This is a genomic window from Pseudomonas sp. 8BK, from assembly GCF_902506475.1.
Classification (GTDB): domain Bacteria; phylum Pseudomonadota; class Gammaproteobacteria; order Pseudomonadales; family Pseudomonadaceae; genus Aquipseudomonas; species Aquipseudomonas anguilliseptica.
Genome location: NZ_LR733252.1, coordinates 2071463 through 2085675, shown reverse-complemented (window position 1 = coordinate 2085675; position 14213 = coordinate 2071463). Strand labels below are relative to the sequence as shown.

The following is a 14213-nucleotide window of genomic DNA, read 5'->3' as shown; positions in this document are numbered from 1 at the left end:
CAGGATTACTCCTCCCATGAAGAAAATTGCAGGCAGCGCCCTTGGCGCAGTTGTCGTTCTCGGCGCATTGAGCACCGCAGGCGCCTGGTACACCGGTCAGCAGCTTCCAGCGGTGCTTGAAACCTCGATTCAGCAAGCCAACCAGGATATGGGCAAAACCCTGCCGGCCCTGGGCCTCAGCGCCAGCATCGAGTTGGTTTCTCTAGAGCGCCAGCTGTTCAGCAGCAACGCGCGCTATCGCATTCAGTTTGCCGGCAGCCTGGATGGCGAATCGCCGAGCAACTTCGAGTGGTTTGTCACCGACCGCATCGAACATGGGCCTTTCCCGCTTTCGCGGTTGCAAAGCCTGAAGTTGCTGCCCGTTATGGCCACCAGCAACTATGCGCTGGAGCGCAGCCCGGAGCTGGAGAAGTGGTTCGCCGGTAGCCAGGGCGGTGCGCCGCTGCAGGGCCAGGTCAGCCTCGGTTATGACCGTTCGATGAGCGGCAACCTGCGTGTGCAGCCGCTGCAGATGGCGCTGGATGAACAGAGCCAGATTGATTTCAGCGGCCTGGAGATCGACTTCGACAGCAGCGCGAATGTCGAGAAAATCAGCGCCAGTGGCGTGATGGACAGTTTCAAGGTCACCTCAACCCTGTCCACCGATGAAAGCATGCGCCTTGAGTTCAAGGGCATGAACCTCACCAGCAACACCCGCAAGGGCACCAGCGACTTCTACCTGGGACAGAACGAGGTGCGTCTGCAGCAGATCGAGCTGCAGATTGGCGAGAGCGCGCCCATCCTGTTCAAGGATTTCGTCCAGCGTGATGAGACCAGCGAGGCCAACCAGCAGCTGTCAGCACGTTACAGCTATGACGTCGGCATGATCAGCTATCAGGGCACTGATATCGGTTCCTCGCAAATGCTCTGGACCGTGAAAAACCTCGACGCGGCGGCTCTGCAGTCGATGATCGAGCTGTACGGCAGCCTGCTGCAGAGCGGCAAGGTCGACAGTGAAAGCGGTATGCCGCAGCTGACCGACGAGCAGACTGCGCTGTTCAAGACCGATCTGGAAAAACTGCTGGCCGGCAAACCGGGCCTGGCCCTGGAAAAACTGGCGTTCAAAACCACCAACGGCGAGAGCAGCTTCAGCTTCGGCTTGGACCTGAACAAGCCGGCATCATTCGACCTGCCGGCGCCTGAGCTGGCCAAGCAGCTGATCGCTCAGCTGGATGCAAAACTGCTGGTGTCCAAGGCGATGATTGCCGATGTAATTGGCGTGCAGGCCACTCTGGCCGGTGAAACCGACAAGGAAGCGATTGCCCAGCAGGCTGCGATGGTAGGTGACATGGCCAGTGGCATGGCGGTGGCCAGCGAACTGGCGGTGGTGCAGGGCGAGGACATCAGCTCCAGCCTGCAGTACGCCAACGACCAGGTGACTTTCAACGGCAAGCAGATGACCGTAGAGCAGTTCGTCGCACTGGCCATGAGCAGCGGCGGCGGTTTGGCGGGCATGGCCCCTGAAACCCCGGCTGAGGAAATGCTGCTGGAAGAAAGCGAGGCTGAAAGCACCCTTCAGTAGCGCTTTCAGCGCTACGCCCTCAGCGTAGCCAGCGCGTCACATACGGCCAGACGACCTGTAGAGCAGGGCGCCTGGCCGTTTTTTTGCCCATGGCCTGCGATCTTTACGCTTTCTTTATGCCGGGCGGCACCGCCCGCACTCGTTCCTTTACGCCCTGTCTGCCGACAATTTGCCCCACGCGGTAGCCACCGTAACAAGGAGCAAACACATGAGCATTCTCGACGGGGTGTCCCTCGGCCTGGCCTTGGGACTTTTCATCTATTTGTTGGTTGCGCTGCTGCGCGCTGATCAGGCGTAGGAGTGCATATGCACAGTTACGATTTCACTTTGATCCTGGCGTTCTTCGTCCTGGTTCTGCTGCCGGCGCCCTTTATCGGGCGTTACCTGTACCGCGTGATGGAGGGCGAGCGAACCTGGCTCAGCCCCGTGCTGCAACCGGTTGAGCGGCTGTGCTATCGGATCGCTGGGGTCGACAGCAGCCGCGAGCAGGACTGGAAAACCTACAGCCTGGCGTTGCTGGCCTTCACCCTGATCAGCCTGCTGACGCTGTTCACCATCCTGATGCTGCAAGGCCGTTTGCCGCTCAATCCACAACAATTGCCAGGGCTGGATTGGACGCTGGCGTTCAACACCGCCGTGAGTTTCGTCACCAATACCAACTGGCAGGCGTATAGCGGCGAAGCGCAGATGAGCTACTTCAGCCAGATGGTCGGCCTGGGCGTGCAGAACTTCGTCAGCCCGGCAGTTGGCCTGGCCGTGCTGGTGGTGTTCTGTCGCGGCATCGCCCGGCGTTCGAGTAACAGCGTCGGCAATTTCTGGGTCGACCTGACCCGCGCCACGCTCTACGGCCTGCTGCCGTTCTGCCTGGTACTGGCGCTGCTGCTGGTGTGGCAGGGCGTGCCGCAGACCTTCCTCGCATACATCACCGCGCACACCATCGGTGGCACCGATCAGGTTGTGCCACTCGGGCCTGCAGCCAGCCAGATTGCCATCAAGCAGCTGGGTACCAACGGCGGCGGTTTCTTCGGCGTCAACTCGGCGCATCCGTTCGAGAACCCCACGGCCTTGAGCAACCTGTTCGAGGTGGCCTCGATCATCCTGATTCCGGCTGCGCTGCTGTTTACCTTCGGCCATTACGTCAAAGACTTGCGCCAGAGCCGCGCGCTGCTGGCCTGCATGCTGATTCTGTTCAGTGTCGGTCTGGGCGGCACGCTGTATGCCGAGCATCAGCCGAACCCGGCGTTGGCCGCATTGCCGATTGAGCAAAGCGGTTCGCTGGAAGGCAAGGAAAGCCGCTTCGGCACCACAGCCTCGGCACTGTGGGCGGTGACCACCACGGCCGCCTCCAACGGCTCGGTGAATGCCATGCACGACAGCTTCAGCGCGCTGGGCGGGATGATCCCGCTGTTCAACATGATGCTCGGTGAAGTGATCTTCGGCGGCGTCGGTGCGGGTCTCTACGGCATGCTGCTGTTTGTGCTGATTGCGGTGTTTCTCGCTGGCCTGATGATCGGCCGCACCCCGGAATACCTCGGCAAAAAGCTCGAAGCTCGCGAAGTTCGCCTGCTGGTGGCCACCTTGCTGGTAATGCCGATTGGCGTGCTGCTATTCGGCGCCCTGGCGGCCAGCCTGCTGGGCCCTGCGGCCTCGGTCACCAACCCAGGCGCCCATGGCTTTAGCCAAATTCTCTATGCCTACACCTCGGGCACCGCCAACAACGGTTCGGCCTTTGCCGGCTTTGGCGCGGGCACCCCGTACCACAACCTGATGATTGGCCTGGCCATGCTGATCGGTCGATTCGGCTACATCCTGCCGATTCTTGCGATTGCCGGCAGCCTTGCCGCGAAGAAGCGCGCACCGCTGGGCAGCAACAGCTTCCCGACCCACGGCCCGCTGTTTGTCACCTTGCTGACCCTGACCATTCTGCTGGTCGGCGGCCTGACCTTCCTGCCGGCACTGGCCCTCGGCCCGATTGCCGAGCACATGACTCTGTTTCAGGGCTTCTAAGGGAGAACCATGATGAATGCCCGTATTGAACCGGCGCTGAACAGCGCCCAGCAACACCCGAAAACCTCGATCTCCGCGTTGTGGAAGCCGGCGCTGCGCCAGGCTTTCGTCAAGCTTGATCCACGTCAGCTGCTGCGTTCACCAGTGATGCTGGTGGTCGAGCTGACGGCCGTGGTGACCACCGTGCTGTGCTTTATTCCCAGCCCACAAGTCTCCACCGGCCTGGCCGTGCAGATCGCTCTGTGGCTGTGGTTTACCGTGCTGTTTGCCAACTTCGCCGAAGCGCTTGCCGAAGGTCGTGGCAAGGCCCGTGCCGACAGTCTCAAGGCCGGCAGTCAGGGGCTGAATGCGCGCCGGCAGAAAGGCCAGCAATTCGAGACCGTGGCGGCAAGCAGCCTGTGCCGGGGCGATATCGTGCGCGTCGAGGCCGGCGAACTGATTCCCGGTGACGGCGAGGTCATCGAAGGGATTGCGGCGGTCAACGAAGCGGCGATTACCGGTGAGTCTGCACCGGTGATCCGTGAGTCTGGCGGCGACCGCTCGGCGGTGACGGGTAATACCCGAGTGGTCTCCGACTGGTTGCTGGTCAAGATCACCAGTAACCCCGGTGAGTCGACCCTGGACCGGATGATCGCCCTGGTCGAAGGCGCCAAGCGGCAGAAGACGCCTAACGAAGTGGCGCTGGATATTCTGCTGATCGGCCTGACCCTGATCTTCCTGCTGGTGGTGGCGACGCTGCAGCCGTTCGCTCGTTTTGCCGACGGCGACCTGCCGCTGGTGTACCTGGTGGCGCTGCTGGTGACGCTGATTCCGACCACCATTGGCGGGCTGCTCTCGGCCATCGGCATCGCCGGCATGGACCGCCTGGTGCGCCTGAACGTGATCGCCAAGTCCGGTCGTGCGGTGGAAGCGGCGGGGGACGTGCACGTACTGTTGCTCGACAAGACTGGCACCATCACCTTCGGTAACCGCCGTTGCAGCGCGCTGTTTAAAGCACCGGGTATCTCCGGCAAGCAGCTTAGCGATGCCGCACTGCTGGCGTCGCTGGCGGACGACACCGCCGAAGGCAAGTCGATTGTCGAATACCTGCGTGCCCTGAGCACCCTGGTGGAGCCTGAGCGCGGTGCGATCAAGTCGATTGCCTTCAGCGCTGAAACACGGCTGTCCGGCGCCGACTACAACGGCCACAGCTACCGCAAGGGTGCGGTGGATGCGGTGCTGCTGTATCTGGGGATCGAGCGCAGTGACGTACCGCCGGTATTGGCCCGTGAGATCGAGAAGATCGCCCAGAGCGGCGGCACGCCCTTGCTGGTAGCCGGTGACGGGCAGTTGCTCGGCGCCATTCACCTCAAGGACGTGGTCAAGCCGGGTATTCGTGAGCGTTTCGCCGAGCTGCGCGCCATGGGCATCCGCACCGTGATGGTAACCGGTGACAACCCGCTGACCGCTGCAGCGATTGCCGCTGAAGCGGGAGTTGATGACCTGATCGCCGAAGCCACCCCGGAGAAGAAGCTGCAGCGTATCCGCAGCGAGCAGGCCGAAGGCAAGATGGTCGCCATGTGCGGCGACGGTGCCAACGATGCGCCGGCCCTGGCCCAGGCCGATGTGGGCCTGGCGATGAATGATGGCACCCAGGCGGCGCGTGAGGCGGCCAATCTGGTCGACCTGGACAGTGATCCGACCAAATTGCTCGACGTGGTGCAGGTGGGCAAGGAGCTGCTGGTGACTCGCGGCGCGCTGACCACCTTCTCGGTGGCCAACGATGTGGCCAAGTATTTCGCCATCCTCCCGGCGCTGTTCGCCGGCATCTACCCGCAGCTTGGCGCACTCAACCTGATGCAGCTGCATAGCCCGCAGAGCGCGATTCTCTCGGCCATCGTGTTCAACGCACTGATCATCGTCGCGCTGATTCCACTGGCCCTGCGCGGGGTACGCGTGCAGGCCGCCGATGCTGCCAGCCTGCTGCGGCGCAACCTGCTGATCTACGGCCTGGGCGGCCTGCTGGCGCCCTTTGTCGGGATCAAGCTGATTGATCTGCTGTTGGTGGCCGTCGGCCTCGTTTAAGCAACCGTGGGGTGACCATCCACCCCACAAACTGGAGAATCATCATGTTTAAGCAGATCCGCCCAGCCATTAGCCTGCTGGCGTTTATGACCTTGGTCACCGGTGTGGTTTATCCCCTGACCGTTACCGGCGTGGCGCAACTGGCGTTCCCGGCGCAGGCCAATGGCAGCCTGCTGCACAATCCACAAGGCGAAGTGCTCGGTAGCGCGTTATTGGCGCAACCCTTCGAGGGCGCGCAGTGGTTTCAGCCGCGCCTTTCAGCCGCTGGTTATGCCACCGTGGCCAGCGGTGCGAGCAACCTGGCACCGAGTAACCCGGCGTTGGCCGAGCGTATCGCTGCCGATGCGCAGCGCTTGCAGGTTGAAGCTCACGGCCCAGTGCCCATGCAACTGGTGACCACCTCCGGCAGCGGTCTTGATCCGCATCTGTCACCCGAGGCTGCCCGTTATCAGGTCGCGCGGATTGCCGCCGCGCGGGGAATTCCGGCCAGCCGTCTAGAACGACTGATCCAGCAGCATGTGCAAAGCCCGCTGGTGGGGCCGCCGGTGGTCAATGTGCTGGCGCTGAACCTGGCGCTGGCCGACAATTCGCCTCCCGCACAAGCTGAGTAACCTGCATGAGTGATGCCGTACGTGCCGATGCCCTGCTCGATGAAATGCCGCGAGAAGGGCGTGGCCGACTAAAGGTCTTTCTCGGAGCGGCGCCCGGCGTAGGTAAAACCTACGCCATGTTGCAGGCGGCGCAGGCGCAGTTGCGCCAGGGCGTCGACCTGCGCGTGGGTGTGGTGGAAACCCACGGCCGTGCGGAAACCGAGGCGATGCTCACCGGCTTGCCGCAACAGCCGCAGCAGCAGTTGGAATACCGTGGCGTGACGCTGAGCGAGATGGACCTCGACGGCATTCTGGCCAAGCCGCCAAAGCTGCTGCTGGTCGATGAGCTGGCGCACAGCAATGCTCCCGGCAGCCGTCACAGCAAACGCTGGCAGGATGTACAGGAACTGCTGGATGCCGGCATCGACGTGTACACCACGGTCAACGTGCAGCACCTCGAAGCACTGAATGATCAGGTGCGCGATATCACTGGGGTGCAGGTGCGCGAAACCCTGCCGGACTGGGTGCTGCAGGAAGCCGACGAGATTCTGCTGATCGACCTGCCGCCGCGTGAGCTGCTGGAGCGCCTGCGTGAGGGCAAGGTGTATGTGCCGGAGCAGGCACGTGCGGCTATCGATGCGTTTTTCAGCCAGACCAACCTCACCGCCCTGCGTGAGTTGGCGATGCAGACTGCCGCGGCGCGGGTCGATGCCGACCTCAGTCAACGTTACCGTCAGCAAGGCCAGCAGGCACCGGCAGTGCGTGGCCGCTTGCTGGTCGGTATCGATGGCGATGAGCAGGCCGAACGCCTGGTCCGGCATGCCTGTCGGGTGGCCGAGCGGCGTCATCTGCCCTGGTCGGTGGTCTATGTGGATACCGGCGGTGAGCGCGATGAAACCCGCCTGAGTTACCTGCAAGGCGCGCAGCAGCTGGCCGAACGCCTGGGCGGCGAGGTGGTCAGTCTGCGCGGCAGCGAGGTGGCGAAAACCCTGATCGAGCATGCCCGTGAACGCCGCGCCAGCCTGATTCTGGTGGGCCGCAGTCGACAACGCTTGAGGCGTATCTGGCGCCTGGGCCGTGGCCTAGCCGAGCGTTTGCTGCAACTGGGAAAGGGCCTGGAAATCAGCGTGCTGGACACTCAGGTAAGTCATGCGCCGGCATTGTCGCAGGCGCGGCAACCGCTGGTCTGGCGTCATTACCTGCTGGCGTTGCTGGCAACTGTGTTGGCGTCCGTTGTGGCGTTGGGTCTGTCCCGCGTGCTGGAACTGCCGAACATCTCGCTGATCATGCTTGCAGCAGTGCTGATGGTGGCCGTACGCAGCAGCTTTGGGCCGGCCATGGCCTGCGCCGGTCTTTCGTTTCTGGCGTACAACTTTCTGTTTATCCCGCCAACCTTGACCCTGACCATTGACCGTCAGCAGGACGTGCTGACCCTGCTGTTCTTTCTGCTGATGGCTGGCCTCACCGGTAACCTGGCCAGCCGTCAGCGTCGGCAGTTGCAAGCCTTGCGTGAGGCGCAGCGTGAGACCAGTGCGCTGCTGGAATTGTCACGCAAACTCACCGCCGCCACTGACCGGCAGGCGGTATTGGCCGCTGCGACGCAGCAACTGGAACTCTGGCAGGACGTGGAAGTTGGCCTGTTGTCGCGTAGCCAGGATGGCCTGTGGAAAGTCGAGGCGGGCGTACAGCGCTTGCTCACTGACCAGGAACGGGCGGCGGCGGACTGGTCGTGGCAACACGATCAACCGGCCGGGCTGGGCACCGGCACCTTGCCGGATGGGCGCTGGTGGTGGTTGCCGCTATCCGGTGAAGACGGGCCGTTGTTGCTGCTCGGTATCAGCCCTAAGGATGGCAGGGCCTTGTCGGCTGAACGACGGCGGCTGCTCACAGCGCTGGGCCAGCCCCTGGCCCAGGCGCTGGAGCGCGCGCAGTTGGCCGAAGACCTGGAGGCCGCACGCCTGCACGGCCAAACCGAGGAGTTGCGCAGCGCGCTGCTGGCCTCGGTGTCCCATGATCTGCGCACGCCGCTGACCGCCATGCGTGGCTCGATCGATAGTCTGTTGGCGCTGGGTGAGCAGATTCCCCTGAGTGATCGCCGCGAGCTGCTGGAAGGCACCCGCGATGAAGCCGAGCGCCTTGATCGCTATATCCAGAACCTGCTGGACATGACCCGCCTGGGCCATGGCGGGCTGAAACTGGCGCGTGACTGGGTGGCGCCGGCAGACATTGTTGCCAGCGCACTGCAGCGCCTGCGTCCCGTGCTGGCGCCGCTGCAGGTGCAATTGCAGGTGCCGCAGCAGTTGCCACTGCTCTATGTGCATGCGGCGCTGATCGAGCAGGCGCTGGTCAATGTGCTGGAGAACGCCGCACGCTTCTCTCCGGCGCAAGGGCGGCTGGCGGTGGCCGTTGCAGCGGATGCCACGGAACTGCGCTTTAGTGTCAGTGATCAGGGGCCGGGTATTCCCGAGCATGAGCGCACGAAGATTTTCGACATGTTCTACACCGCTGCTCGGGGTGATCGCGGCGGGCAGGGTACCGGCCTGGGGCTGGCGATCTGTCAGGGCATGCTCGGTGCTCACGGCGGTCGGGTGACGGTCGGTGAGGGCCTCGACGGCCTGGGCACAAGTCTGGTCCTGCACCTGCCATTGCACACTCAGCCGCAGATGGAAGAAGAACAGTGATGGATAGCCGATGAGCCAAAACCCCGCGACCATTCTGGTCATCGATGACGAGGCGCAGATTCGTAAATTCCTGCGCATCAGCCTCACGGCCCAGGGCTACAAGGTGCTGGAAGGCGCTACGGGCCAGGAAGGCCTGGCCCAGGCTGCACTGGGCAAGCCGGACCTGGTGGTGCTCGACCTCGGCCTGCCGGATATGGACGGCCAACAGGTGCTGCGCGAGCTGCGCGCCTGGTCGCCCGTACCGGTACTGGTGCTGTCGGTGCGCGCCAGTGAGGGCGAAAAGGTCCTGGCGCTGGATGGCGGCGCCAATGACTACGTGACCAAACCGTTCGGTATTCAGGAATTCCTCGCCCGCGTGCGCGTGCTGCTGCGCTTGTCCGGCGGTGTGGAGCAGGCCAGCGCGGCGGTCAGCAGCGGCCCGCTGCAGGTAGATTTCGCCTACCGCCGGGTCAGCCTGGATGGTGTGGAAGTCAGCCTGACCCGTAAGGAATATGCCGTGCTGGCGCAACTGGCCAAGCATATCGGCCGGGTGGTGACCCAGCAGCAACTGCTCAAGGACATCTGGGGTCCGACCCACGGCGAAGACAGCCACTACCTGCGCGTGGTGGTCGGCCACCTGCGGCAGAAGCTCGGCGACGACCCCACCGCACCGCGTTTTATTGTCACCGAGGCCGGGGTTGGCTATCGCCTGCGTGAATCGGCGTAAGGCTTACGATCTGCTGCGCGTCGGCCCTGCTGCGTTAAAAGCAGGCTCGGAATGCTCATGTACAAAAGTACAGTCCGCGTGATTCGCTACGCTCACCCTTCGGGCCAGGCTGCGGCTGTTACTTCGCTTCGCTGCGTTTCTCGCCTGTTTTGACCAGCCGAAGGCTGTTACTGGCGTAGCGCCTTGCAGGGCTCTAGCTCGCGAGATCTCAAACAGTTTTGTTTAGAGCAACCCTTAACGGTCGCCGCGCTCGTACTTATCCAGCGTATCGCTGGCGATCTGCCGGCCAAGCATGATCAGCTCCGGGGCCTTGTAGAACTCGAAGAAGCGGCACACGCGCTTGGGCACGTTGATCAGGATATCTGGCGGGTAGCCGGCGATCTTGTACTGCGCCAATGAGGTCTGCATCACTTCGAAGCTCTGGTTGATCAGCTCCAGTAGGGATGCCGGGCCGCTAAGGTCGGCCACCCGCGAGCCGCTTGCAGATTTCGGCGCGGCAGGTTTGTCCAGACTGCTGCGGGTGTTCTGCTGCCAGGGGTTGATGGCTTCTGGCTGTAGTGCAGGGCTCTGGTCTTCCAGTAAAAGCAGTTCGTCATCTTCCCCTGGCTTGCGTTTGAATGAGGGCAGGCGCGAGCCGAGCGAACTCATCAGCAGGTCGAAGCGGCCCTTGAGCGCGGGTGCGCGTTCAATAGTCGGCAGTTCGTAGTGTTGCTGATGGGCCGAGTTGAGGTTGACCGCAATAATCAGGTCGCAGTGCGCGGACACTACCGGGACGATGGGCAGGGGGTTGAGCAGGCCGCCGTCGACGAGCATGCGCTTGCCTTGCACCACCGGGGTGAACAGGCTGGGGATCGCCGCCGAGGCGCGCATGGCCTGGTGCAGGCAGCCTTCCTGGAACCAGATTTCCTGCTGGTTGGTCAGGTCGGTGGCCACGGCGGTGAAGGGGATGGGTAGCTCTTCAATATTGATCTCGCCGACTATTTCGCGAATTTTGCCGAAGACCTTTTCACCGCGAATCGCTCCTAGACGAAAGCTCACATCAAGCAGGCGCAATACGTCCAGATAATCCAGGCTCTGTGTCCATTCGCGGTATTCATTGAGTTTGCCGGCTGCGTAGATGCCGCCGACCACCGCGCCCATGGAGCAACCGGCGATGCAGGCGATTTCATAACCACGGGCTTCCAGCTCCTCGATTACGCCGATGTGCGCATAACCGCGCGCACCTCCGGAGCCCAATACCAGCGCAATGCGCTTACTCATCCTGACGTCCCCCATCACTATTTATCTAGCGAACATACGCGCCGTGTCGTACGCCGCCAAGGCGCGATTTGCTAGTATCCAGCACATTCGAGTTTACCCGCTGTGGCTTGCTAGAGCGGTTGCAAGGGTGTTGGCACTTTTACCTGTTCTACGCGTCTTAGTGGCTGTATTGATGCATCGCGAATATTGACGGCGATGCGTTGTGATGCCGAGTCAATCGTCTGTCTATTGCAGGAGTCACCTGATGAAACTGTGGATCGTGTTGCCCATGCTGCTGTTGGTGCTGAGCGGTTGTGCGGGGAAAACGGCTTATCGTAACAGCTGCGCCAATCAGCTGGACGCCGCCTGGCGCGAGCTGGACCTGGCCAAGGCTGAGGGTTTCGCCGGTACGGTGAGTTACTCCAAGGCGCTGTCGCTGCTGACAGCGGCGAAAACCCAGCAGCAGTTCGAGGGGTACAAAGGCTGTACGGCGAAGTCCGAGCGCGCCCGTTTCTATATCCGTGAGTCGCGAGCAGGCCGCTGATGCAACTGGACTTCAGCACACTGCAGCCGCTAGAACGCTACCGCTGGCTGGCGTCGACCATCACCCCGCGGCCGATTGCCTGGGTTTCCACGCAATCGGCTGAGGGTGTCAGCAACCTGGCGCCGTTCAGCTTCTTCCAGGTGATCAGTGATGACCCGCCGGCCCTGATGGTCAATATCAATCACCGCGCCGATGGCGGCCTGAAAGACACTCTGCTGAACGTACAGGCCAATGGCGAACTGGTGATTCAACTGGTGTCCTTTGCCCAGGCCGAGGCGATGAATGCCAGTGCGGCAGTTTTGCCTCATGGCATCAGTGAGTTCGAGCAATGTGGCATCGCCAGCCAGCCATCGCAGCGGGTTGCGCCGCCTCGGGTGGCTGGCGCAGCTGTGGCTTTTGAGTGTCGGGTGGCGCAGGTTCAGGCTTACCCGGCAGAAAAGCCCAATTGCCATCTGATCTTCGCCGAAGTGCTGTTGGCGCATATCGACGATGCGGTGCTCAATGAGCAGGGCCGTATCGATGCGCACAAACTCGATCTGGTCGGGCGTCTGGGTGGCATGGCCTATAGCCGCACCCGCGATACGTTCGAGATGCAGCGTCCCAGCTAGCTCTGATCGCGGCTGACTCCTGTTGGGAGCGGTCGGCGTGGCAATCAAGCCAAAAGCGACCTCTGTTTAGCTGTTAGCACCACGCACCAGCCTGCTGGCTTGTCGCCAGCACGGCTGTGCTCCTATGTTGCCAACCTTGAATGCAGGCAGCGCCGGGCTGTCTTGTGGTCGTTCGGCAGGGGGAGCTATGTGGACTATGGTGCAGCGGCAGGTCGCCAGTTTGAGCACGGCGAGCAAACTGGCCTCGGGCTTTGGCATCGTTCTGGCGCTCACCGCTCTGGTGGCGGCCACCGGGTTTCTGGCACTGCGTGATGTCAGCGCGCGTTCGACGCTGCTGGAACGCATGAGCGCGATCAATAGCCAGGTCATGCAGATTCGCCGCAGCGAGCAGGATTTTGTTCTCAGTAGCGACAAGCAGCACGCCACTCGGCTGCACGAACAGGCGCAGCAGATTCTCGACGTCAGTGCTGCGCTGCAGGCGTTGTTGCCGGAGGCCGAGCGGGCCGGGCTGGATCAGGTGGCCGAGGCTATGACAGCCTATCGTGCTGCCTTCGATCGCTATGTTGAGCAGAGCGACAATATGCATCTGTCGCTGGAGGCCGCGACCTGGTTGGTAGTCAGCGCGTCCAACAGCCTTGATCTGCTCAAAGACGGTTTGGCTGAAGACGGCGTCGATCTGCTCAAAAGCAGCCAGGGCCAGCAAGGCGGTGAATCCGTGTTGCAGGCGGGGCAGATCAGTCAGGTGCATCAGCTGTTGCTGCGTGCGCTGGATCAGGCTCGTGTGTTGCTGGAACAGAGCCGCAGCAGTGGCGAAGCGATTCCGACCCGTATTCAGGAAGCCGTCGACGCCCAGCAGTTGGCCGGTGAGCTGCGCGATGCCATGGCGGACCCCGGTTATGCGGCGGTATTGGCCGAGGTGATCGGCAACGTCAACTCCTTCAATGACCGGCTGGGCGAATACACCGGATTGTTGCAGCAGCAAAAACGCGAATACCAGAGCCTGGTGCAACAGGCCGAACGCATCCTCAGCCTGGTTGATCAGGCCCACGGGCGGCAGAAGGCAAGCCTGCATGGGCAGCTGCAGGCCAGTACCTGGTTGATTGTGCTGGCCACGGCGTTGGCGCTGCTGATCGGTCTGCTGGCAACGCTGACCATCACCCTGCTGATCGTGCGCCCGCTCAAACAGGTGATCGAGCAGGCGCGGCGCATTGCCGAGGGTGACCTCAGCGTCCAGGTCGAGGTGCAGCGCGGCGACGAGATTGGCCAGTTGCAGGCGGCCATGCAGGGTATGTCCAGCAATCTGCGCGAGATGGTGGGGCGGCTGCAGGGTGGGGTGCTGCAGATATCCGCGTCTGCGCAGTCGCTGTCAGCCAGTACCGAGCAAACGCGTCTGGGCGTGAATGGGCAGAAGGTGGAAACCGATCAGGTCGCCACCGCCATGAGTGAAATGACCGCCACCGTGCACGAGGTGGCACGCAATGCCGAGGCTGCGGCGTCGTCCACCGAACAGGCTGATCACCGCGTCAATAGTGGCGTAGCGGTGGTGCAGCAGACCCTGGAGCGAATCAACCAGCTGGCCAGTGCCATGCAGATCACCACCCAGAGCATTGAGCGGCTCAGCCAGGACACCCAGCGCATCGACTCGGTGCTGGATGTGATCAAGAGCGTGGCCGAACAGACCAACCTACTGGCACTCAACGCGGCTATCGAAGCCGCACGGGCGGGTGAGCAGGGCCGTGGTTTTGCCGTGGTGGCCGATGAGGTGCGCGCCCTGGCGCGGCGTACCCAGCAGTCCACGGCGGAAATCGAAGGGCTGATCGCCACCCTGCGCGAGGGCACTCGGCGCTCTGTAGAGGACATGCGTCAGAGCGGCGCATTGGTGACGCAGACCGTGGCAGATGCCAACCAGACCGAAGGCGCGTTGGCGGAAATCGCCGCTGCAGTCAGCCAGATCTTCGAGATGAACCAACAGATTGCCGCAGCGGCCGAACAGCAGACGGCGGTGGCGGAAGAAATCAGCCGCAGCGTTACCTCGATCCGCGATATTGCCGATCAGTCCGCGTTGGCCATGGATGAGTCCGCCAACTCCAGTATTGAGCTGGCTGAGCTGGGCCGCGAGCTGCAGGGTATGGCTGGGCGTTTCCGCCTGTAGCTGTGCCTGCGATGTATGTCGCAGATGAGGTAAAAGATTCGTGAGCAAAGGTTACTTTGCT

General features: G+C 62.5%; 11 protein-coding genes. 10 read left to right on the top strand and 1 reads right to left on the bottom strand.

Annotation, left to right across the window (positions count from 1 at the left end; genetic code table 11):
• The first annotated feature begins 16 nt into the window (after positions 1-16).
• From ACIN8IBEIGE_RS09530 to ACIN8IBEIGE_RS09500, 7 genes are all read left to right on the top strand, one after another.
• Positions 17-1561 (top strand): YdgA family protein, encoded by a 1545-nt coding sequence (locus tag ACIN8IBEIGE_RS09530; protein WP_160014425.1) that lies wholly within the window; start codon positions 17-19, stop codon positions 1559-1561.
• A gap of 208 nt (positions 1562-1769) precedes the next feature.
• On the top strand, positions 1770-1859 hold the full coding sequence (kdpF, locus tag ACIN8IBEIGE_RS09525; protein WP_090253391.1) for a K(+)-transporting ATPase subunit F: 90 nt from the start codon (positions 1770-1772) through the stop codon (positions 1857-1859).
• Positions 1860-1867: 8 nt separating this feature from the next.
• On the top strand, positions 1868-3568 hold the full coding sequence (kdpA, locus tag ACIN8IBEIGE_RS09520) for a potassium-transporting ATPase subunit KdpA (RefSeq protein ID WP_160014424.1): 1701 nt from the start codon (positions 1868-1870) through the stop codon (positions 3566-3568).
• A 12-nt stretch (positions 3569-3580) separates the two neighbouring features.
• Positions 3581-5632, top strand: coding sequence for a potassium-transporting ATPase subunit KdpB (gene kdpB, locus ACIN8IBEIGE_RS09515; protein WP_160014423.1), 2052 nt, complete (start codon positions 3581-3583; stop codon positions 5630-5632).
• 44 nt (positions 5633-5676) lie between these two features.
• On the top strand, positions 5677-6243 hold the full coding sequence (gene kdpC / locus ACIN8IBEIGE_RS09510; RefSeq protein ID WP_160014422.1) for a potassium-transporting ATPase subunit KdpC: 567 nt from the start codon (positions 5677-5679) through the stop codon (positions 6241-6243).
• Positions 6244-6248: 5 nt separating this feature from the next.
• A complete protein-coding gene (locus tag ACIN8IBEIGE_RS09505; RefSeq protein WP_160014421.1) occupies positions 6249-8903 on the top strand; it encodes a sensor histidine kinase KdpD in 2655 nt (884 codons plus the stop codon).
• A gap of 10 nt (positions 8904-8913) precedes the next feature.
• Positions 8914-9609 (top strand): response regulator, encoded by a 696-nt coding sequence (locus tag ACIN8IBEIGE_RS09500; RefSeq protein WP_160014420.1) that lies wholly within the window; start codon positions 8914-8916, stop codon positions 9607-9609.
• 234 nt (positions 9610-9843) lie between these two features.
• Here ACIN8IBEIGE_RS09500 and ACIN8IBEIGE_RS09495 read toward each other — a convergent pair whose 3' ends face one another.
• A complete protein-coding gene (locus tag ACIN8IBEIGE_RS09495; RefSeq protein ID WP_090387806.1) occupies positions 9844-10869 on the bottom strand; it encodes a patatin-like phospholipase family protein in 1026 nt (341 codons plus the stop codon).
• A 244-nt stretch (positions 10870-11113) separates the two neighbouring features.
• Between ACIN8IBEIGE_RS09495 and ACIN8IBEIGE_RS09490 the strand changes: the two genes are divergently transcribed.
• From ACIN8IBEIGE_RS09490 to ACIN8IBEIGE_RS09480, 3 genes are all read left to right on the top strand, one after another.
• The gene (locus tag ACIN8IBEIGE_RS09490) at positions 11114-11392 is read left to right on the top strand and encodes a hypothetical protein (protein ID WP_090386246.1); all 279 of its coding nucleotides are present in this window, start codon (positions 11114-11116) and stop codon (positions 11390-11392) included.
• Positions 11392-12000, top strand: a complete 609-nt coding sequence (locus ACIN8IBEIGE_RS09485) for a flavin reductase family protein (RefSeq protein ID WP_160014419.1) — start codon at positions 11392-11394, stop codon at positions 11998-12000. Before ACIN8IBEIGE_RS09490 ends, ACIN8IBEIGE_RS09485 begins: the two co-directional genes overlap by 1 nt.
• Before the next feature lie 187 nt (positions 12001-12187).
• Positions 12188-14152: a methyl-accepting chemotaxis protein gene (locus ACIN8IBEIGE_RS09480; protein ID WP_160014418.1), complete on the top strand. Its 1965-nt coding sequence runs from the start codon at positions 12188-12190 to the stop codon at positions 14150-14152.
• Positions 14153-14213 lie beyond the last annotated feature (61 nt).